This is a genomic window from Rhizobium sp. L1K21, assembly GCF_024055895.1.
Taxonomy (GTDB): Bacteria; Pseudomonadota; Alphaproteobacteria; order Rhizobiales; family Rhizobiaceae; genus Ensifer_A.
This window is the reverse complement of sequence record NZ_JAMXLE010000001.1, coordinates 1,680,477-1,700,431: the sequence shown is the minus strand read 5'-3', so window position 1 is coordinate 1,700,431 and position 19,955 is coordinate 1,680,477. Positions and strand designations below refer to the sequence as shown.

General features: G+C 56.7%; 18 protein-coding genes. 13 read left to right on the top strand and 5 right to left on the bottom strand.

Going from position 1 to position 19,955, the window contains the following annotated elements; all coding sequences use genetic code 11:
* The first annotated feature begins 21 nt into the window (after positions 1 to 21).
* Entirely contained in the window at positions 22 to 1,443 is a 1,422-nt protein-coding gene (gene gndA / locus NHF56_RS08110) for an NADP-dependent phosphogluconate dehydrogenase (RefSeq protein WP_252803223.1), read from the top strand.
* A 111-nt stretch (positions 1,444 to 1,554) separates the two neighbouring features.
* Here gndA and NHF56_RS08105 read toward each other — a convergent pair whose 3' ends face one another.
* Both NHF56_RS08105 and znuA read right to left on the bottom strand, forming a co-directional pair.
* Positions 1,555 to 3,474, bottom strand: coding sequence for a hypothetical protein (locus NHF56_RS08105; protein ID WP_252803221.1), 1,920 nt, complete (start codon positions 3,472 to 3,474; stop codon positions 1,555 to 1,557).
* Between the two features lie 128 nt (positions 3,475 to 3,602).
* Complete coding sequence (znuA, locus tag NHF56_RS08100; RefSeq protein ID WP_252803220.1) at positions 3,603 to 4,622, bottom strand: zinc ABC transporter substrate-binding protein ZnuA; 1,020 nt, start codon at positions 4,620 to 4,622, stop codon at positions 3,603 to 3,605.
* Between the two features lie 108 nt (positions 4,623 to 4,730).
* Here znuA and NHF56_RS08095 point away from each other — a divergent pair, with 108 nt between their 5' ends.
* Genes NHF56_RS08095 through NHF56_RS08085 form a run of 3 tightly spaced genes read left to right on the top strand, consistent with a single transcriptional unit; the run spans position 4,731 to position 6,797 of the window.
* A complete protein-coding gene (locus NHF56_RS08095; RefSeq protein ID WP_252803218.1) occupies positions 4,731 to 5,600 on the top strand; it encodes a metal ABC transporter ATP-binding protein in 870 nt (289 codons plus the stop codon).
* On the top strand, positions 5,593 to 6,405 hold the full coding sequence (locus NHF56_RS08090; RefSeq protein WP_252804926.1) for an iron chelate uptake ABC transporter family permease subunit: 813 nt from the start codon (positions 5,593 to 5,595) through the stop codon (positions 6,403 to 6,405). Before NHF56_RS08095 ends, NHF56_RS08090 begins: the two co-directional genes overlap by 8 nt.
* On the top strand, positions 6,402 to 6,797 hold the full coding sequence (locus tag NHF56_RS08085) for a Fur family transcriptional regulator (RefSeq protein ID WP_252803216.1): 396 nt from the start codon (positions 6,402 to 6,404) through the stop codon (positions 6,795 to 6,797). The genes NHF56_RS08090 and NHF56_RS08085 overlap by 4 nt, the downstream gene beginning before the upstream one ends.
* Before the next feature lie 6 nt (positions 6,798 to 6,803).
* Here the strand turns inward: NHF56_RS08085 and NHF56_RS08080 are convergent, their stop codons facing one another.
* The gene (locus NHF56_RS08080) at positions 6,804 to 7,841 is read right to left on the bottom strand and encodes an alcohol dehydrogenase catalytic domain-containing protein (protein ID WP_252803214.1); all 1,038 of its coding nucleotides are present in this window, start codon (positions 7,839 to 7,841) and stop codon (positions 6,804 to 6,806) included.
* 116 nt (positions 7,842 to 7,957) lie between these two features.
* Here NHF56_RS08080 and NHF56_RS08075 point away from each other — a divergent pair, with 116 nt between their 5' ends.
* Positions 7,958 to 8,803, top strand: a complete 846-nt coding sequence (locus tag NHF56_RS08075; protein WP_252803212.1) for an SDR family NAD(P)-dependent oxidoreductase — start codon at positions 7,958 to 7,960, stop codon at positions 8,801 to 8,803.
* A 50-nt stretch (positions 8,804 to 8,853) separates the two neighbouring features.
* Here NHF56_RS08075 and NHF56_RS08070 read toward each other — a convergent pair whose 3' ends face one another.
* Positions 8,854 to 9,387 carry a gamma carbonic anhydrase family protein gene (locus NHF56_RS08070; protein ID WP_252803210.1) on the bottom strand — a complete coding sequence of 178 codons (534 nt, stop codon included), beginning with the start codon at positions 9,385 to 9,387 and terminating at the stop codon, positions 8,854 to 8,856.
* A gap of 203 nt (positions 9,388 to 9,590) precedes the next feature.
* Between NHF56_RS08070 and NHF56_RS08065 the strand changes: the two genes are divergently transcribed.
* Positions 9,591 to 10,262, top strand: coding sequence for a YjbE family putative metal transport protein (locus tag NHF56_RS08065; protein WP_252803209.1), 672 nt, complete (start codon positions 9,591 to 9,593; stop codon positions 10,260 to 10,262).
* Entirely contained in the window at positions 10,240 to 11,295 is a 1,056-nt protein-coding gene (gene dusA, locus NHF56_RS08060) for a tRNA dihydrouridine(20/20a) synthase DusA (protein WP_373456264.1), read from the top strand. Before NHF56_RS08065 ends, dusA begins: the two co-directional genes overlap by 23 nt.
* Here the strand turns inward: dusA and NHF56_RS08055 are convergent.
* Entirely contained in the window at positions 11,284 to 12,951 is a 1,668-nt protein-coding gene (locus NHF56_RS08055) for a SulP family inorganic anion transporter (RefSeq protein ID WP_252803207.1), read from the bottom strand. The genes dusA and NHF56_RS08055 overlap by 12 nt on opposite strands.
* A 303-nt stretch (positions 12,952 to 13,254) precedes the next feature.
* Here NHF56_RS08055 and crcB point away from each other — a divergent pair, with 303 nt between their 5' ends.
* The 6 genes from crcB to NHF56_RS08025 all read left to right on the top strand — a co-directional run bounded on the left by crcB (position 13,255) and on the right by NHF56_RS08025 (position 19,813).
* Positions 13,255 to 13,632: a fluoride efflux transporter CrcB gene (crcB, locus tag NHF56_RS08050; protein ID WP_252803205.1), complete on the top strand. Its 378-nt coding sequence runs from the start codon at positions 13,255 to 13,257 to the stop codon at positions 13,630 to 13,632.
* A gap of 35 nt (positions 13,633 to 13,667) precedes the next feature.
* Positions 13,668 to 14,654 (top strand): RluA family pseudouridine synthase, encoded by a 987-nt coding sequence (locus tag NHF56_RS08045; protein ID WP_252803202.1) that lies wholly within the window; start codon positions 13,668 to 13,670, stop codon positions 14,652 to 14,654.
* A complete protein-coding gene (locus NHF56_RS08040) occupies positions 14,651 to 15,319 on the top strand; it encodes an HAD-IA family hydrolase (RefSeq protein WP_252803200.1) in 669 nt (222 codons plus the stop codon). Before NHF56_RS08045 ends, NHF56_RS08040 begins: the two co-directional genes overlap by 4 nt.
* On the top strand, positions 15,312 to 16,100 hold the full coding sequence (locus NHF56_RS08035; protein ID WP_252803199.1) for an ATP12 family chaperone protein: 789 nt from the start codon (positions 15,312 to 15,314) through the stop codon (positions 16,098 to 16,100). Before NHF56_RS08040 ends, NHF56_RS08035 begins: the two co-directional genes overlap by 8 nt.
* A gap of 226 nt (positions 16,101 to 16,326) precedes the next feature.
* Positions 16,327 to 16,755: a CBS domain-containing protein gene (locus tag NHF56_RS08030; protein ID WP_252803197.1), complete on the top strand. Its 429-nt coding sequence runs from the start codon at positions 16,327 to 16,329 to the stop codon at positions 16,753 to 16,755.
* A 130-nt stretch (positions 16,756 to 16,885) separates the two neighbouring features.
* The gene (locus NHF56_RS08025) at positions 16,886 to 19,813 is read left to right on the top strand and encodes a valine--tRNA ligase (RefSeq protein WP_252803195.1); all 2,928 of its coding nucleotides are present in this window, start codon (positions 16,886 to 16,888) and stop codon (positions 19,811 to 19,813) included.
* Positions 19,814 to 19,955 lie beyond the last annotated feature (142 nt).

Here is a 19,955-nt window from a genome sequence, read left to right as displayed (position 1 = left end):
TTATAGCGAAGGAGTCTTATCGTGGAGCAAGCGGAAATTGGCTTGATTGGTCTTGGCGTGATGGGCGCAAATCTGGCGCTGAACATCGCCGAAAAGGGAAACCGGATTGCGGTTTTCAACAGGACGACCGAAAAGACGGACGAGTTTTACGCAGAAGCCGGCGCGCTTGCGGAGCGGATCATTCCCTGCCACACGATGGAAGAGTTTGTGGCGGCCATCCGTCCGCCGCGTCCGGTGATCATCATGATCAAGGCTGGCGAACCCGTTGACCAGCAGATCGATGCTTTGCGTGACCAGTTGGCTGATAACGACATCATCATCGACGCCGGCAATGCCAATTTCCGCGACACGATCCGCCGTTTCGAGGGGCTGAAGGATTCCGGCCTGACCTTTATCGGCATGGGCGTATCGGGTGGTGAAGAAGGTGCCCGTCACGGACCATCGATCATGGTTGGCGGTACGCCGGAGTCTTACGCGCGCGTGGAAAAGGTGCTGACCTCGATTGCTGCCAAGTTCGATGGCGAACCTTGCGTGGCCTGGCTCGGCAATGATGGTGCCGGCCATTTCGTCAAGACCATCCATAATGGTATCGAATATGCCGACATGCAGATGATTGCCGAAATCTACGGCATCTTGCGTGACGGCGGACATCTTGGCTCCAAGGAGATCGGTGCAGTCTTCGGCGAATGGAACAAGGGTCGGCTCAACTCCTACCTGATCGAGATCACGGAGAAGGTTCTGAACGCTGATGATCCGTTGGGCGATGGCCCGATGGTGGAGATGATCCTCGATAAGGCCGGGCAAAAGGGCACCGGCAAATGGTCGGTGATCGAGGCGCAGCAGATGGGTGTGCCTGCAACAGCGATCGAAGCTGCTGTCGCAGCCCGCGTTCTCTCCTCGATGAAAGACCAGCGCGAAAAAGCGGAAGCTGCTTTCGGCGCGAAGTCTTCAAAGGTCGCGGTGGATGATGCGCTGAAAAACGATCTTGAACTGGCGCTGTTTGCGGCCAAGATTGCAGCCTATGCGCAAGGGTTCGCGGTCATGGCGGAAGCCTCCAGCGAGTTTTCCTGGAACCTGCCGATGCCGACGATTGCCAAAATCTGGCGCGCCGGCTGCATCATTCGTTCGCAGTTTCTGGATGAGATCACCAGTGCCTTTACGGCTGATCCCGATGTCTCGAACCTGATCATGACACCGGCTTTTTCGCAGATGGTGAAAGAATCGCTGCCGGCGCTGCGGCGCGTGGTGGCGCTGGCCGTCACCAACGGGCTTCCGGTTCCGGCACTGGCCTCCGCCTTGACCTATTTCGACGCCTATACGCAGTCGCGCGGCACAGCCAATCTGATACAGGCTCAGCGCGATTTCTTCGGAGCCCATGGGTTCGAACGCCTTGATGGCAAGGCAAGCAGTCACGGCCCGTGGGGCGACTGGAAGCTTTCCTGATGGACCAGCAGTCCTTTTCCGCTTGAGCCGGAGCAGGATTGCGTGTCTTTGAACACAAAACGCCCGGATCATTGTCCGGGCGTTTTGCGTTCAACAATACAAGCTGCGGCTTTACATAAACGGCGCTTCGCGCGGTGGCAGGGCAGGGACGTCGAAATGATCCGGGTCCTCGCCGGCCTTCGCTTTTGCCACCATGGATTCGAATGCGCTTTCCAGATGGCGGCAGAACCGTTCGGCGTCGAAGAGCGGTGCACGGAAGCGGTTTTCATTGAGCTTTGCCTTCAAGCTTGCAACACGCGCCTTGTCGTTGGCCAGTTCGGTTGCAATTCTGACGAAGTCATCGTTATCGCTCGCCACCAGTTCATCAAGCCCGATGACCGAAAGCAGGCTTTCAGAAACCCGTGAGGCAAAATGACCACCCTTGCGGGTGACCTGCGGCAAACCGGCCCAAAGATTGTCCGATGTGGTCGTGTGGCCATTATAGGGGAAGGTGTCGACCGCAAAGTCGGCGGCCTGCAGACGCGCGATATGATCGTGGTTTGAGACTTTTTCCGCGAAAATCAGGCGATCCGGCATAATGCCCTGCATGAGCGCATGCCGAATGATGTTCTGCTCTGCCAGTTCGCTGAAGCTCATCATCCAAAGAACGCTGTTGGGGACCTTTTTGAGGATCGCCAGCCAGAGGTTCATCGTCTCGGGCGTGATTTTCTGCGGCACGGAGAAGGCGGCAATCACGATCTTGTCTTCCGGCAGGTTCAATTCAGCACGCGAAGCGGCAGCCGGCAGGGTGCGGTATTCTGGATCGTTCGGCTGGTAGGTTTCCGGCAGCCGGCAGAATTTCTCATGGTAGAACGGCTTGGAACTGTCCGGCAGAACGATCTGGTCACCGATGATATAGTCCACATCCTGGTTGATCGTGCTGGCCGGATAGCCAAGCCAAGAAACCTGAACAGGCGCTGCCAGCCAGTTCATCAGCCCGAGACGGGCACCGCCTGTAATACCCTTCAGGTCGACCAGAATATCGATATTTTCGGACTTGATAAGTTCCGCCGCATCCTCGTCGCCCATGTCTTCGATGGAGATGATACGGCCCCATTTCTGGCGGTTTCCGCTGTCCATCGCAATGAAATCGCGTGGTGTATAGCAAAAGAGTGTCGTCTCGAACCTGTCCTTGTCGTGGGCCGTCAGAACCGTCTGCAGGAGACGCATGGTCGAATGGTCGTCCCAGAACTCATTGGAGAGGTATCCCACCCTGATCTTGTCGCCCCACTCGTGCGGCTGCGCGCGACGAACATATTCCAGGCCTTCCGGCAGCTGCGGCAGGTCGTTGACATTTTCGGCAAGCGCGTTGATCCGCTCGTCCATCGTCCACATCAGGCTGTGGCGCGGGAAATCGAGCCGGAAAATATCGTCGTTGCCGGCAGCTTTCTCCTCGGCGAGGCGCGCTTCGAGCGCCGAAATCGTATCGAAATCGCAATAGATCGATGCGAACTCCATGAGCGAGAAGAGAATCTGACCCTGGTCGGGCGCAAGCGCATAGAGCTTTTTGTAAAGCGTCAGATGTTCCTCGCTGAAACCCTGACCACCAACGACCTTGGACGCAAGCGCAAGGTGATCGGGATTGTCACTGTTGATGAGCTTTTTCTTGAATGCTTCCACAAGCTCGATTTCTCCGCGCTCGAGAAAACCGCGCACCAATATATAGGCGACATCCACGTCATCGGGCGTGAGCTTGTTGAGCTGCAGGGCGATCCAGAATGCCTTTTCCTCGTTTCCGGCCCGATCATAAAGCATCATCGATTTTTGAAGCAGGGCAGCCGTGTCGGGGCTTTCAGTCGTTGCCGCGCGTTCGAACACTTCAGCCGCCTCCGTTGTCATGCCGGCTGCAACCATGGCATCACCCAGCAAGGGCAGGACGCGCACGTCGGTAGCGCCACTGTCACCGAGAATGGAGTTTATGACGTTGAAAGTGGTTTCGAGATCACCGGCCTTGAAAGCCTCAAGCGCTTTTGAATAGGCGTCTTCTGACAATGGGAGCCCCTTATTTGTGTCACCGCCGGAGAACAACAAACAGAAATCGCCCGACTCATTAGCCGAATTTTGCAGAAGGGGGTCTGCATCGGCAAGAGCCGGGCGCGAAGTTTGGGCCTTCGTCCACTTTAAGATGGTATCAGGCAACCCTTCAGATTGTCTGCAAGCGCCTTGAGGAGAGCAGGATACATCTCGGGGCCCTCGGGCAAGGTTGCTCCAATCGGATCAAGCTCGCCACTGCGGACATTATCCTGGCTGGCAAGCGTTTGAATAAGCTTTGGCGCAAACTGCGGTTCGGAAAAGATGCAGACGGCATCAAGAGACCGGATCTTGTTATCGATCTCCGCAATGCGCGCAGCGCCTGGCTGGACTTCCGGATTGACGGTTATCGAGCCGACAGCGGTGATGCCGAAGCGTTTTTCAAAATACTGATAAGCATCATGGAAAACGATGAACGGCTTGTCGGCAAGCGGCTTCAACTCCGTGCGCAACTGATCTTCGAGTGTGACCAGTTGAGCATCCAGTGCCGCGCCGTTTTCGGCATAGAGGTGCGCGTTTTCCGGGTCCTGAGCACTCAGAACCGAAACGATGGTGCTGGCTGCGGCACGCGCATTTTCAGGATCCAGCCAGAAATGCGGGTCGATTTCCTCTTCACCGTCATGGGCTGCGTGGTCGTGGTCGTCTTCATGGCCATCGGCATCGTCATGACCTTCTGCATGCTCATGTTCATGGTCGTGGCTGTCAGCATGCTCATGATCGTGGTCGTGAGGCTCGAAATTGCCGTTTTCTCGGGGGGCGAGAAGCTGTACGCCCGGAGCCTCCATCAACGACACGACCACATTGTCGCCGGTCAGTGCATCAAGCGGTTTTTCCATGAAACGCTCCAGAGCCGGCCCCGCCCAGAAGACCACGTCTGCCTTTTGCAGCGCTTCGGCATCGGAGGGACGCATGGAATAGGTGTGCGGCGAAGAGGCCCCCTTCACGAGGAGGGTGGGCGTGGCAACCCCCTTCATGATCGAGGCGACCAGCGATTCCAGCGGCTTGATGGAAACCACAACCGATGGCGCGGCCAAGGCCGGCGTTGCACCGGCCATACCAAACAGCAGCAAGCCGAAGCCGGTACGAGAAAGCGTTTGTTTGAAATTCATTTTGGAACCTCTATGTAATGTTATTACGTTTGTTGTGTTACGCTATAACGTATGCCATATGGAAGAAGCAAGATTGAATTTTGAAAAAATGACAGCGAGGCTTCCGGGATGGCTGAGTCCCTGATTTCATTGGAAAATGCCGGTGTGCAGCGTGGCGCACGATGGCTCGTGCGTGGTGTTGGGCTCAATGTGCATCGCGGCGAGATCGTCACACTCATTGGGCCAAACGGCTCGGGAAAGTCCACAACCGTGAAGATGGCGACGGGCATTGCCAAGCCGACCGAGGGCAGGGTGACGCGCAGGCCTGGTCTGGCAATCGGCTATGTCCCGCAGAAACTGGCCGTTGATTGGACCATGCCGCTGACCGTTCGCCGTCTGATGACATTGACCGGCCCGCTGAGCGACGTCGAGATGGACGCTGCCCTGGGCGAAGTCGGTATTGCCCATATGAAGAATGCGAGCGTTGCCAATCTTTCCGGCGGTGAATTCCAGCGTGCACTGCTGGCGCGTGCGATTGCCCGCAAACCCGATCTTCTGGTCTTGGACGAGCCGGTACAGGGCGTCGATTTTTCCGGCGAGATTGCGCTTTACGACCTGATTGCCGATATCCGACGCAGAACCGGTTGCGGCATTCTGTTGATTTCCCACGATTTGCACATCGTGATGGCCGAAACCGATACGGTGATTTGCCTGAACGGACATGTCTGCTGCACGGGCACGCCACAAGCGGTCAGCGCAAGTGCCGAATACCGAAATCTCTTTGGGCCGAAGGCCGCAAACGCCATTGCTGTTTACGCCCATCATCACGATCACACGCATATGCCGGACGGTCGCGTTCTGCATGCAGACGGCAGCGTGACCGACCATTGCCACCCCGAAGATGGCCACCACCATGGCGGTGACCACCATCATCACGATCACCATGACGGCCATGCGCATGCTGATCACGGTTCTGAACGGAGAGACGCCAATGCCTGATGATTTCTTCGTTCGCGCAATGGTCGCCGGCGTTGGAGTTGCCCTCATGGCCGGTCCGCTCGGCTGTTTTGTGATCTGGCGGCGCATGGCCTATTTCGGCGATACCATGGCCCATTCGGCACTTCTCGGTGTCTCCATGTCACTGCTGTTTCAGGTCAATCTGACGGTGAGCATTTTCGCCGTGGCTGTTGTCGTGGCAGTTGCGCTGATATTTCTGCAGCGGCGCGGCGGGCTGTCCACGGATGCGCTTTTGGGCATTCTGTCCCACGCATCCCTTGCCGTAGGCCTCGTTATCACCGCATTTTTGACCTGGGTGAGGATTGACCTGATCGGTTACCTGTTTGGCGACATTCTGGCGGTCACGCAGCAGGACTTGCAGATCATCTGGGGTGGCGGCGTTCTGGTCGTGTTTGCCATTATAAAACTGTGGCGTCCCCTGCTGGCCTCCACGGTCAATGCGGAACTGGCCGAGGCCGAGGGCCTGCAACCGGAGCGCGCGCGCTTCTTTTTCATGCTGTTGATGGCCGCCGTGATCGCGATTGCCATCAAGGTTGTGGGCATATTGCTCATCACCTCGATGCTGATCATACCGGCCGCCGCCGCACGCCGTTTTTCGGCCTCGCCCGAGATCATGGCGGTTGCGGCCTCACTGATCGGCGCTGTTTCGGTGGTGATCGGCTTGAGCGGCTCGCTGGAATTCGATACGCCATCGGGGCCGTCGATTGTTGTGGCAGCCCTGTTGATGTTCCTTGTCAGCCAGGTGCCGTCTTTTCGCCTTGCAAGAGAAACGGGAGAACCGAAATGAAAACACAGGATCTGACCCGCAATCAGTCACTGGTGTTTTCGGCACTGAATGATGCCAAAACGCCGTTAACCGCCTATGCCATTCTCGACGAACTGCGCGGTGAAGGCTTCCGTGCGCCGCTTCAGGTTTACCGCGCACTTGAAAAGCTGGTCGAACGTGGTCTGGTGCATCGGCTGGAAAGCGTGAATTCCTTTATCGCCTGCGCACATGAAGGCGCGAGCTGCTGCAAGCATGGTCTGACCGGCTTTGCCATCTGCACCGCCTGCGGCAACACGATGGAATTTCATCACCATGGCGTTGAGCATCAGCTTGAAGCCCTGCTTGGCGAAAAGGGCTTCAAGCCGGAAAAGACCGTGGTTGAAATCCGCGGTCTCTGCGCCAATTGCGCCTAAAACCCGTCAGGGCGTGAGCAAGACTTTGCCGGCGCGCTTGGCAAGCGTTGCTGGAAGTTTCTCCATCACCTCAGCAAGCGGAATGACGGCGGAAACGTCGGTGGTCCACTTGCGGGAAATGAACCGGTCCTGAACCTCGCCGATAACCCGCTTCTGCTCGTCAGGCGACGTTTCGTTGAACCATTTCGTCAACCAGAAACCGCTGATGACCTTGTCCATGAAGACAAATTGGCCAAGTTCACGCGCCGTGATGGGGCTTGAATCAAGCTTGCCGTAGATCACCCAGTTCGCCCTGTTGGGCATGGCGAAAAAAATATCGCTGGACAGCTGGTTGGAGACGGCATCGAGCATGATGCGGGGCTTTTCAGACCGCGAAATCTGCTTGAACTGTTCAACGACATCGGCATCGTTTTCATCAAGCACATAAGCTGCACCAAGCGCTTTCAGCGGCTCGGTCATTTCGTTGCGGCGCACAACAACAATCGGCCGGTATCCCTCGTCTTTGGCAAGCGCGATGATGAGCTTGCAGAGCTGACTTGCACCGGCGGTGAGTACGAAGCTTTCGGTATTGGCCTTTCGAACGAGGTCGAACATGGCCATCGCCGTCAAGGGATTGACGATATGTCCGGCAGCATCTTCGTCCAGCATGCCGTGCTTGACCGGGATGCAGGTTTTGGCAGCTGTCACGGCGTAGTCTGCCCAGGTTCCCGAACCATCAGGCGTCGCGGTAAAGGCCACGCGCTGTCCAATCAGCTTTTCGGCATAGGCTCCTGAGCCCGCAACAACTTCGCCAACACCTTCGAAGCCGGCCGGCTTGCCTTTCTGGCGCGGCTGACCGTATTCCCCCTTGATGAAATGCAGATCGGACGGGTTGATATTGGCCATGGCCATGCGGACAAGCACCTGACCGTCTTTCAATTCCGGCACCGGAATTTCCGCATATTCCAGATAAGGCTCCAGAGTGTCGATGGAAATGCCCGTCTGCTTGCCCGAATAGCCGTCGCCCTTTTGCAAGAGGGCGTGCATGGTGGCTGGAACTGTCATAGATTATCCTCCCAGTGCGCTTCAGCGCAGTATTTCTTTTGCAATTTGTTCAAGGATGAACTTATTATGATTCCACGTCAATGTGGAATCCCGGAGAACAAAAGGGATTTCGAAAAATGGGAGGATACAAGACGGTGCAGACTGCAGATTATTTGAAGAGCCTTTACGGGTTGGATGGCAAGGTGGCGCTGGTAACCGGTGGCGCAACGGGCATTGGGCGTATGGTGGCAGAGGCTCTGGTGAGCGCTGGTGCAAAGGTCTTTATCGCTTCGCGCAAGGCGGCCGACTGCGCCAAGGTGGCCGATGAACTGAACGCCATGGGCGCTTCGGGGTCTGCCGAGGGATTTGGCGCCGACCTGTCCACCGAAGAGGGCATCAATGCGCTGAGCGAAGAGATTGCCAAACGGACCGACAAGCTGCACATTCTTTTCAACAATTCCGGCGTCTCTTGGGGCGCGCCGATGAAGGATTTCCCGCACTCGGCCTGGGAAAAGGTGATGAACATCAATGTTGCCGCAGCCTTCACGCTGACGCGCAATCTGTTTCCGCTCTTAAGGGCATCAGCTTCTGACAGCGATCCGGCCCGCATCGTCAATATCGGCTCGATCATGGGCATCATGCCCTTTGCCGATGGTGCCTATTCCTATTCCGCCTCAAAGGCCGCTATCTTGCATTTGACGCAGATCCTCGCGCAGGAATTTGCGTCCAAACGCATCACGGTCAATGCGTTCGCGCCGGGACCATTCCAGTCGCGCATGACGGCTTTTGCCACCGATGGGGAAGACAAGGCCGCCAAAGTCGGTGAGGGGGTTCCGCTGGGGCGCATCGGCTTGCCGAGCGATATCGCCGGTGCCACGCTCTATCTTTGCGGCAAGGCTGGTGCCTATGTCACGGGAACAACGATTCCCATTGATGGCGGTCTTCACAACGTGACCCATACGGGTCTCTTCAATCTGGATTGATTTTTAAAGCTGGCATGCCGGTGAAATTCCGGCATGCCGATCGCCTGATGTCAGTCGGCGACCTTTTTCAGGCCGGTTTTGAATCGCTTCCAATTGGCCACATAATGGCTTGCCGACATCTTCAAACCAGCGACGGCCCCATCGTCCAGCGTACGAACAGCCTTCGCAGGCGCGCCCACAATCAAGGAATTGTCGGGAAATTCCTTGCCTTCGGTTACGAGCGCATTGGCTCCGACAAGGCAGTTTTTGCCGATCTTTGCGCCGTTGAGCACTGTTGCACCCATGCCAATCAGCGAATAGTCACCGATTGTGCAGCCGTGAATAATGGCGCCGTGTCCAATCGTGCAGCCCTCTCCGATCGCAATCGGAAAGCTCGGATCGGTATGCATGATCGTGCCTTCTTGAACATTGGTGCCTTTCCCGAGCGTAATTGCCTCATTGTCACCCCGGATGGTAACGCCGAACCAGATACCGACATCGTCGCCGATGATGACTTTGCCGATCACATTCGCATCGGGCGCAACCCAATAGTTTTCGTTTTCAGGCGTTTCAGGCCGAATGCCGTCAAGTTCATACAATGCCATGGGAGCCTCCGCTTATCCGATTGTTATGTAAGGTTTTGAATGGAACGAATTCAGCTTTCAAGCCTTTCTTGGAATAATGCAGTTGACAGCGACACGACTTCACGGCACGTCTCGGCCCAAATTGCCGCAGCCGTTTCATTCGGATTGCTGCAACACCATATTGAGTCCACGAGAGTTTCCCAGCGTAACGAAAGCGAATTGCAATGATCGGCCTGGATATGACCGCAATCTATGCCTTTCTCCAGGTGATCATGATCGATCTGGTGCTGGCGGGCGACAATGCCATCGTCATCGGCATGGCTGCGGCAGGCTTGGACAAACATCTGCGTGCAAAGGCAATCCTGATCGGAATTCTGGTCGCTACAGTATTGCGCATCGGATTTGCGCTCATTGCCACCCAGCTTCTGGAATTCACCGGCTTGCTTTTGGCCGGTGGCATTCTGCTTCTGTGGGTGTGCTGGAAGATGTGGCAGGAGTTGCGCGTCACCGATCACGAACTGACGGAAGGCGAGGAGGCATTGGAAAATGCTGATCTCGACGCCGACGGCAAGGTTGCAGGTGGGATCACGGGCAAGACGCTGCGCCAGGCGGTGGTGCAGATCATCATCGCCGACGTTTCCATGTCGCTGGACAATGTTCTAGCAGTCGCCGGTGCTGCGCATGATCACGCCGGTGCGCTGGTCTTCGGTCTTGCCCTGTCCGTGCTTCTGATGGGTGCTGCATCATCCTTCATAGCCTCGCTTCTGCACCGCCACCGCTGGATTGCCTGGGTGGGATTGCTGGTGATTCTCTATGTTGCTCTGAATATGGTATTTGATGGCGTGGACGATGTGACGGCCGGCGCAATGCCCTATGTTCCCTTGTTCAAGGGATAAGGCCAGGAGATATCGATTGACCGATTTCTACCGGAAAGCACAACAGGACGGGACCAAGATCTTTGCCGTCGCGCCGATGATCGACTGGACGGATCGCAATTGCCGCTACCTTCATCGCCTTCTGAGCCGGAATGCCCTTCTGTATACGGAGATGGTGGTGGCAGATGCTGCCATTCATGGGCCACGTGAGCGGCTTTTAGGTTTCGACGAGAAGGAACATCCGGTCGCACTGCAGCTTGGTGGCTCTGATCCGCAAAAGCTCGCTCAGGCAGCGGAAATCGGGCTTGGATTCGGCTATGACGAAATCAACCTGAATGTCGGCTGTCCATCAGACCGGGTACAGTCCGGCACATTTGGTGCCTGCCTGATGAATACGCCGGAACTGGTGGCAGATTGCGTTTCTGCCATGAAAAAGGTTTCCAATGTCCCGGTGACAGTCAAATGCCGCATCGGTGTGGATGATCAGGACCCGGAAGTAGCGCTGCCCGAACTCGTTAGCCGCGTGCTCGATGCCGGTGCCGATGCCATCTGGGTTCATGCGCGCAAAGCCTGGCTCCAGGGCCTCAGCCCGAAGGAAAACCGCGATATTCCCCCGCTCGACTACGATATTGTCTACCGGCTGAAGTCCGACCATCCCGACACATTTATCGGGATCAACGGCGGTATTCTGACATTGGAAGACGCGAAATCTCATCTTGAGCACGTCGACGGTGTGATGCTGGGCCGCGCCGCCTATCACAACGCGTCTATTCTCGCAGAGGTCGACTCGCTGATCTATGGCGACGACCATCCGGTTCTGTCGCGCGATGAACTCCGTGATGCGATGATGGCCTATAGCGCTGAACGGATGGCCGATGGCGCACGTCTCTCGCACGTCACGCGCCATATGGTCGGCCTGTTCAACGGTCAGCCGGGCGCACGCCGTTTTCGCCAGATCCTGTCGACCGACGCCACGAAGAAGGATGCAGGCCCGGAGGTGATTGCTCGGGCCTTCGAAGCTTTGGATCAGGCGGTCGAGGCCTTAGCTGTATGACACAGGCTTGAGGCCAACCGCCTTTGAGGCTGCTTCAAGTGTCGGATGAAATTCCACATCAGGCTCTGAAACATGATTGGCCTTCAGCATCTGGCGGATTTCGTCGGAAGCGCCTGCAATGATGAAGCGCACGCCGCCGCGTTTTGCCCGCCGCACGGAACCTTCGATAACATTAGCCGCCGTCGAATCGAGAAACGGTACTGCAGAGCAATCCAGAATGAAGTTTTTACGCTGGTCGGAAATGCGGTCGAGAACCGCGCCGACATGCGATGCGGCACCAAAGAAGAAGACACCCGAAATGTGATAGACCACGGTATCCGGATCCGTTGCCCGGATCGGACTTTCGGTCTCTTCCGTTGTCGTTTCGAGGCCCGCAAGAACGCCGGTCTTTTCCGCAATTTGGATATTCTTGCCCATCCGGTCGATAAAGATGAACGCACCGAGCGTAAACCCGACAATGATACCTTCCGTCAGGTCGCGGAAGATCACGAACAGGAACGTTGCCAGGAGGACCACAGTATCGGCACGCGATGAGCGGAAAAGCGCACTGATGGAATGTTTCTCCACCATGTTATAGGCCACGAAGGCCAGAACGCCGGCCAGTGCCGAAAGCGGAATATAACTGGCAAGCGGTGCTGCGATGAGCAGGAAGATGAGCAGGAAGAGCGAATGCAACATGCCCGAAAACGGGCTGGTGGCACCCGAGCGCACGTTGGTCGCTGTACGAGCAATCGTGCCCGTGACGCAGATTCCGCCGAACAAGGCGGAAACGATATTGGCTGCACCCTGACCGATCAGTTCCATGGATGAACGATGACGCCGGCCTGTCATGCCATCGGCGACCACTGCGGAAAGCAATGATTCGATGGCTCCGAGCAAAGTGAAGGAAACGGCATCCGGCAGAACGGCAAAGAAGAGATCGCTGTTCATCTGGGGAAGATGCGGCATGGGAACACTGCTTGGAATTCCGCCGAACTTCGTTCCAATGGTCTCTACGGGAAGATGAAGGAAATAGGCGGCGAGGGAAGAAAGTGCGACCGCAATCAGCAGTCCGGGCCAGCTCGGCCGCAAAATCTTGAGCGCCAGAATGATGATGATCGTGATTGCCGCGAGGCTCGTGGCAGCCGGGCTGAAGGTCGATGCATTTTCGGCAAGAAAAACCAGCTTGTCGAGAAGCGGACCCGGCTCATTGCCGTTGATCTTGAGACCGAACAGGTCATGGATCTGGCTGGCAAAGATGATAACGCCAATACCAGCCGTAAAGCCGACCGTGACCGGGTAGGGGATGAACTTGATATAACGCCCCAGCCGGAACCATCCGGCAATCATCATCATCACGCCGGACATGGCGGTTGCAAGAATGAGACCTTCGACGCCGTTTTTCGCAACGCAGGCAGCGACCAGCACGATAAAGGCCCCAGCCGGACCGCCGATCTGATGACGGCTGCCACCCAAGAGTGAAACGACGAAACCACCAAAGATAGCGGTATAAAGTCCGCGGTCGGGGGTCACGCCCGATGCAATGGCGATTGCCATGGAAAGTGGTAGCGCCACAATCGCCACGGTGAGGCCGGAAAGCGCGTCGCTGCGCAGCCGGTCAAGACTGTAACCCTCTTTCAGGACGCTGAGGGTTTTGGGCACGAGTGTATCGGTCATTGAAGCCTGCCTTTGTCAGACGGGCGCGGCGGCAAAAGCTCACAATAAATAATAAGAACCTATGCGCCGCCTTCTTGGGGCCGCTGGCATGGCTGTTGCGCCTGCCTGGTGATCGCCTGACGTTTGAAGAAAGCCAATCCACCGAATAGGTTCTTATCATTGACCACGGATTTGTCGTCTCGCCGGGTTGGAAGAGACTCCACTCTATAATCCAGCTTCTTGATCGTTGCAAAAAATCTTGGAATGCAGGCCGCCTTCGCCTATGCAAAGGCATAGCCAGACCATATTTTCAGGAGAGATTGCATGCCCCATATCCTATTGGCCGCGCTTGGCGGCGCAGTCGGCTCTTCCTTCCGCTACCTTGTCGGCGTCTGGGCCTTGCGCTTTTTTGGGCCCGGTTATCCCTGGGGCACATTTATCGTGAATGTGGTTGGCTCCTTCCTGATTGGCGTGCTGGCAGAATTTATTGCGCTGAAGATGAACGCATCGTCTGAACTGCGCGTGCTGATCGTGACCGGCTTCCTCGGCGGCTTCACGACCTTCTCGGCATTTTCACTGGAAACGATGACCTTGTTCGAGCGTGGCGCGCTTGGCCTGTCGGCCATCTATGTGCTGTCGAGCCTCGTCCTGTCCATTGCTGCCGTATTCGCAGGGCTGGCGCTGGTGCGCTCGCTGGTATAAAGGCTGCCGCTTCAAGATGATCGAAAGAGCAGGTTATGGCGGGTATTGAACATATCGAAGTGAGCGAAGACGAGGCGGGCATGCGTCTCGACCGCTGGTTCAAGGTTCATTATCCGGGCCTGGGTTTTGGCGCGCTGCAGAAGCTCCTGCGTTCGGGACAGGTGCGGGTGGACGGCGGTCGGGTGAAGACGGACACGCGCGTGCAGCCGGGGCAGACGGTGCGCATTCCGCCAATGAATGTTGATTCAAAGGATGACAAACCGCTTTCCGGCAAGGAGCTGAAACATTCGGGCGATGGCGAGCTGTTGAAGCGCATGCTCTTGCATGAAGATGAAAAGGTCTTTGTGCTGAACAAACCCGCAGGCCTTGCCGTACAGGGTGGTTCCGGGGTCACGCGCCATATCGACAAGATGCTGGAAGCCTGGACCAACAAGAAGGGCGAAAAGCCGCGTCTCGTCCATCGCCTGGACCGTGACACATCGGGCGTGCTGGTGATTGCCCGTTCAAGAGGTGCCGCACAGAAACTGACGGCTGCCTTTCGCGAGCGCGACACGCACAAGACCTATTGGGCGCTGGTCAAGGGTGTGCCGAGAAAACGCGAAAACCGCATTTCCACCTGGCTCGTCAAAGAGCAGACACCGGATGGTGACAAGATGCGCGTCTGCGAACACGGCGAAACCGGTGCAGACCACGCAATTTCCTTTTACCGGGTGCGCGAACAGGCCGGGCAGAACCTCGCATGGCTGGAGATGGAGCCCTATACGGGGCGCACCCACCAGCTTCGCGTGCATGCCGCCCATATCGGCCATCCGATCATCGGTGATCCGAAATATTTCGACGCTGATATCAACTGGAGTTTTCCCGGCGGCATGCAGAACCGGTTGCATCTTCACGCGCGCCACATCGATATTCCGCATCCCTCTGGCGGGCGGTTGCGGGTCACGGCACCTTTGCCTCCGCATATGGTGCAGAGCTGGAACCTGCTCGGCTTCGAAACGGAGCCTCAGGAGGACAACGATTGAAGCTCGTTCTTTTCGATTGCGACGGAACGCTTGTCGATAGCGTTGCCTTGATTCACGAAACCATGCGCCGCACCTTCCGCGCTTTTGAAAAGCCGGACCCACAGGAAATGGCGACCCGTGCGATTATCGGCCTTACGCTCGATATTGCGATTGCCCATATGCTTGGCCGGGACCATGCCGACGAAGAATGCGTGCGCATGATGGCGCATTACAAGTCGCTTTTTGGAACGGTGAGAGCCGAAGGATTTCAAGAGCCGTTGTTTCCCAGGGTCAGCGAAGTGCTGGAAACGCTGCACGCTCAAGACGATGTCATTCTGGGTGCCGTGACTGGAAAGTCGCGCCGTGGCCTGGATATGATCTGCAGCACTCATGGGTTTGAAAAGCTGTTCTTCGTTTCCCGCACCGCCGATGATTGCCCGTCCAAACCGCACCCGGCCATGGTGACCGAGTGCTGTTATCAGGCCGGTATAAATCCGGCTGACACGGTTGTCATCGGCGATGCACGATACGATATGGAAATGGCAAAAGCTGCCGGTGCCCGCGCCATTGGTGTATCATGGGGCTATGGCAGCTTAGAAGAACTGAAATTGACGGGCGCGGATTTGATCGCGGAAAACGTTGCTGAACTGCCCACACTGATCGAACAGGTTTTGAACCATGCGTAACATCCTCACAGATCTTTCCGACCATCTGTCTGATCCCGATCCGGTCAAGCGCGCCCAGATTGCCATGAAAGCGCCGTTGCCGAAGCGTTTTTATAAAGAGGTGACAGTCGGAGGTGAGGGGGATCGCTGGACGATCCTTCTTGATGGACGCACGGTCAAGACACCAGCAAAGGCAACGCTCGAAGTTCCCAATAGAGCTGTTGCACAGTTGCTGGCCGAAGAATGGGATGCTCAAGCGACTGTCATTGATCCGATAAAGATGCCGCTCACGCGCCTCGTCAACACCGCACTCGATGGCATAGCGACCGATCCGCAGGCTGTGCATGAAGATATCCTGCGCTTCTCCTCGTCCGACCTTCTCTGCTATCGCGCCGACAGCCCGAAGGAACTGGTGTCGCTGCAAGGTGACAAATGGGACCCGGTGATGGACTGGGCTTACAATGTTCTGGGCGCGCGGTTCATTCTAGTCGAAGGCATCATGCATCAGGAGCAACCCTGCGAGGCCACTGCCGCTTTTGCTGTGACGTTGCGCAAATATGATCATGCCATTGATTTGGCGAGCCTGCATACGATCACGACGCTGACGGGTTCAGCCATTCTGGCTGTTGCCTTTGCCGAAGGTTTCCTCACCGCCGATGAGGCCTGGGAACTGGCGCATGTGGATGAAAATTACCAGGCGGGTCTCTGGGGTCAGGACGACGAAGCGATCCTGCGCATGACAAAACGCAAGATTGAAATGGATGCGGCCGCACGGCTCTTTACCGCAATGCGGGACAAGTGATTAATCATCTGATTGCTTGAGGCATCCGATGCCTTGAAATCTGCGACATTCTGGCGCACCATCTCCAAACCTTGATGCAGGCTTGGAGGGGATGAAAGCTTCGTATCTCGGTCTGAAGCGGCATGCTTGCCGGGCTTTTCAGCGCAACCCGGCGCGCATGCCTCTCAATGAACATAGAGGCGCACCTGGTGTGTTTGCCCTCTCGATAAAGGCAGAGGAGGCCGGAATGTCAGTAAAAACCATCCTTGATCTGAAAGGGCGCAACGTGGTGACGGTTGATCCGGAAATCACGCTGAGAACGGCAGCCCGCCATCTTTATGAAAATCGCATCGGTGTCGTCGTCATTTCCGACGATCAGAAAAGCATCAAGGGCATCCTGTCCGAGCGTGATATCGTCACCGCAATCGGCCGCCATGGCGCGGAGTGCCTCGACCGGCCTGTATCTTCGGCCATGGTGACAAATGTCTACCGTTGCACGGAAGACATGACGGTGGAAGAGGTGATGCAGGTGATGAACAGCCGCAAAATTCGCCACCTGCCGGTTGAAACGGACGGCAAACTCGGTGGCATCATCTCGATCGGTGATGCGGTGAAAGCCCATATTGCCCGGATGGAAATGGAAGCAGAGCAGATCAAGGCCTATATCGCCGGTTGATTTTTAACGCCTGCCGAGATCGGCAAACCGCTCCGCGACGATATGCGGGGCGGCTTTGCTGTTGACTTACCCCGCCCCATCCGGTTTACAAGCCGCCTGTTGTTTTCTCTCGAAAAAAGCTGGTCACACAATGCTTGATAAAACCTATGATTCTGCCGCCGTTGAGCCGGAAATCGCCAAGAAATGGGATGAGGCAGACGCATTCCGTGCTGGCGCGAACGCCAAGCCGGGCGAGGACAGTTTCTGCATTGTGATCCCGCCGCCGAATGTGACCGGCTCGCTGCACATGGGTCACGCGCTGAACAATACGCTGCAGGACATTCTGGTGCGTTTTGAGCGCATGCGCGGCAAGGACGTTCTGTGGCAGCCGGGCATGGACCATGCAGGCATTGCGACCCAGATGGTGGTCGAGCGTCAGATGGCCGAGCGCCAGGAGCTCGGTCGCCGCGAAATAGGCCGCGACGCCTTCATCGAGAAAGTCTGGACCTGGAAGGAAGAATCCGGCGGGCTGATCTTCAACCAGTTGAAGCGCCTCGGTGCCTCGTGCGACTGGTCGCGCGAACGCTTCACCATGGATGAGGGGCTCTCCAAGGCCGTAATCGAAGTCTTCGTCACGCTCTACAAGGAAGGCCTGATTTATCGCGGCAAGCGGCTGGTCAACTGGGATCCCAAATTCGAAACGGCGATTTCCGATCTCGAAGTCGAGAATACCGAAGTTGATGGCCATATGTGGCATTTCAAATATCCGCTGGCCGGCGGCGAGACATACACCTATGTCGAAAAGGACGAAGACGGCAACGTCACGTTTTCCGAGGAGCGCAACTATATTTCCATCGCGACCACGCGACCCGAAACCATGCTGGGCGATGGCGCGGTTGCCGTTCATCCGTCCGATGAGCGTTATGCAGCCATTGTTGGCAAGCTCTGCGAAATTCCGGTCGGCCCGAAAGAACATCGCCGCCTGATCCCGATCATCACGGACGAGTATCCGGACCCCACATTCGGTTCGGGTGCGGTCAAGATCACGGGCGCGCATGATTTCAACGACTATCAGGTTGCCAAGCGCAATCACATTCCGCTCTATCGTCTGATGGACGTGAAGGCGGCGATGCGCGACGATGGCGCGCCCTATGCAGAATGTGCAGCCAAGGCGGTCGAAATCGCAAAGGGTGGCGAGCTGCCAAGCGAGGAGGAGGTTGATGCCATCAATCTCGTGCCGGAAGAATATCGTGGGCTTGATCGTTTCGAGGCCCGCCAGAAAATTGTCGCGGCAATCAATGCTGAAGGCCTTGCCGTTACGGTGAAGGACGAGGACGGCAACGAGGTTCCCTTCGTCGAAAACAAGAAGATCATGCAGCCCTTCGGCGACCGCTCGCACGTGGTTATCGAGCCGATGCTGACGGACCAGTGGTTCGCCGACGCCAAGACGCTGGCCCAGCCGGCCATCGAATCTGTGCGCGAAGGCCGCACCAATTTCGTGCCGAAAAACTGGGAAAAGACCTATTTCGAATGGATGGAAAACATCGAGCCCTGGTGCATTTCGCGCCAGCTCTGGTGGGGCCATCAGATTCCGGCATGGTATGGCCCCGACGGCCAGGTTTTCGTTGAAAAGGACGAAGAAGCAGCCCTGCATGCGGCCATCCAGCACTATATTTCCCATGAAGGCCCGTGGAAGGCCTGGGTGGAGGAAAAGCTCGAAGACTTCAAGCCGGGTGAAATTCTCACGCGCGATGAAGATGTGCTCGACACCTGGTTCTCGTCTGCACTCTGGCCTTTCTCCACACTCGGTTGGCCGGACGAGACCCCGGAACTGGCGCGCTATTATCAGACGGATGTACTGATCACCGGCTTCGATATCATCTTCTTCTGGGTCGCCCGCATGATGATGATGGGCCTCCACTTCATGGAAGATCAGGAAGGCAATCCCATCGAGCCGTTCCACACGGTCTATGTCCATGCGCTGGTGCGGGACAAGAACGGCCAGAAGATGTCGAAGTCCAAGGGCAACGTCATCGACCCGCTGGAACTGATCGACGAATACGGTGCCGATGCGCTTCGTTTCACGCTGGCGATCATGGCCGCTCAGGGCCGGGACGTGAAGCTCGATCCGGCGCGCATCGCGGGCTACCGCAATTTCGGCACCAAGCTCTGGAATGCGACGCGCTTTGCGGAGATGAACGGTGTTCAGGCCGATCCGCATTTCCTTCCCGAAACGACAACACAGACCGTCAACCGCTGGATTTTGACTGAACTTTCGCGCACCGCCAAAGAAGTGACGGCAAGCATTGAGGCTTATCGCTTCAATGATGCAGCGGGAACGATTTACAAATTTGTATGGAACCAGTTCTGCGACTGGTATCTGGAACTTCTGAAGCCTGTGTTCAACGGCGATGACGAAGGCGCCAAGAAGGAAGCACAGGCGACTGCCGCTTATGTGCTGGAAGAAACCTACAAGTTGCTTCATCCCTTTATGCCGTTCATGACGGAAGAGCTTTGGGCGCGCACGGCAGCCGAAGGCACCGAGCGCAAGTCGCTGCTCTGCCACGCCGACTGGCCGACCCCGGACTTTGATGACGATGCGTCAGCCGATGAAATCAACTGGCTGATCGATCTCATTTCCGGCATTCGTTCCGCGCGTGCGGAAATGAACGTGCCGCCGGCGGCGACCGCACCCCTGGTGGTCGTCAATGCGAATGTGCTGACGGCTGAACGCCTCAAGCGCCATGATGCGGCCATCAAGCGGCTTGCGCGCACTGAGGAAATCAGCTTGGCCTCGGCAGCGCCCAAGGGCGCGGCGCAGGTGGTGGTGCGTGAGGCAACGGCCTGCCTGCCGCTCGGCAACCTGATCGATCTGACGGCTGAGAAAGCCCGCATTGAAAAGGCGCTTTCGAAGTTGGAGGGTGATCTGGCGAAGATCAACGGCAAGCTTTCCAATGAGAAATTCGTGGCCAATGCCAAGCCGGAAGTGGTTGAAGCCGAGCGTGAACGCAAGGATGAACTCGAGCAGCAAAAAGCAAGCCTTCTGACCGCTTTGGCACGGGTGAATGAAGCCGGCTGAAAACCGACCGTCTCATCGCCTCCAGAAATCGAAAATTGACATCCGGCATCTCCCGCAGGTGCCGGATTTCGTTTGCGATGCGATCGTGACGATTCCGCAACACTTTATTTCCATTCTTCTGCTATGGATATTTCCAGCGGCG

Bases quoted from the DNA above. Each gene is read 5' to 3' on its own strand.
- znuA (WP_252803220.1), bottom strand. From the start codon at position 4,622: ATGAATTTCAAACAAACGCTTTCTCGTACCGGCTTCGGCTTGCTGCTG.
- NHF56_RS08095 (WP_252803218.1), top strand. From the start codon at position 4,731: ATGGCTGAGTCCCTGATTTCATTGGAAAATGCCGGTGTGCAGCGTGGC.
- NHF56_RS08090 (WP_252804926.1), top strand. From the start codon at position 5,593: ATGCCTGATGATTTCTTCGTTCGCGCAATGGTCGCCGGCGTTGGAGTT.
- NHF56_RS08085 (WP_252803216.1), top strand. From the start codon at position 6,402: ATGAAAACACAGGATCTGACCCGCAATCAGTCACTGGTGTTTTCGGCA.
- NHF56_RS08080 (WP_252803214.1), bottom strand. From the start codon at position 7,841: ATGACAGTTCCAGCCACCATGCACGCCCTCTTGCAAAAGGGCGACGGC.
- NHF56_RS08075 (WP_252803212.1), top strand. From the start codon at position 7,958: ATGGGAGGATACAAGACGGTGCAGACTGCAGATTATTTGAAGAGCCTT.
- NHF56_RS08070 (WP_252803210.1), bottom strand. From the start codon at position 9,387: ATGGCATTGTATGAACTTGACGGCATTCGGCCTGAAACGCCTGAAAAC.
- NHF56_RS08065 (WP_252803209.1), top strand. From the start codon at position 9,591: ATGATCGGCCTGGATATGACCGCAATCTATGCCTTTCTCCAGGTGATC.
- dusA (WP_373456264.1), top strand. From the start codon at position 10,240: ATGTTCCCTTGTTCAAGGGATAAGGCCAGGAGATATCGATTGACCGAT.
- NHF56_RS08055 (WP_252803207.1), bottom strand. From the start codon at position 12,951: ATGACCGATACACTCGTGCCCAAAACCCTCAGCGTCCTGAAAGAGGGT.
- crcB (WP_252803205.1), top strand. From the start codon at position 13,255: ATGCCCCATATCCTATTGGCCGCGCTTGGCGGCGCAGTCGGCTCTTCC.
- NHF56_RS08045 (WP_252803202.1), top strand. From the start codon at position 13,668: ATGGCGGGTATTGAACATATCGAAGTGAGCGAAGACGAGGCGGGCATG.
- NHF56_RS08035 (WP_252803199.1), top strand. From the start codon at position 15,312: ATGCGTAACATCCTCACAGATCTTTCCGACCATCTGTCTGATCCCGAT.
- NHF56_RS08030 (WP_252803197.1), top strand. From the start codon at position 16,327: ATGTCAGTAAAAACCATCCTTGATCTGAAAGGGCGCAACGTGGTGACG.
- NHF56_RS08025 (WP_252803195.1), top strand. From the start codon at position 16,886: ATGCTTGATAAAACCTATGATTCTGCCGCCGTTGAGCCGGAAATCGCC.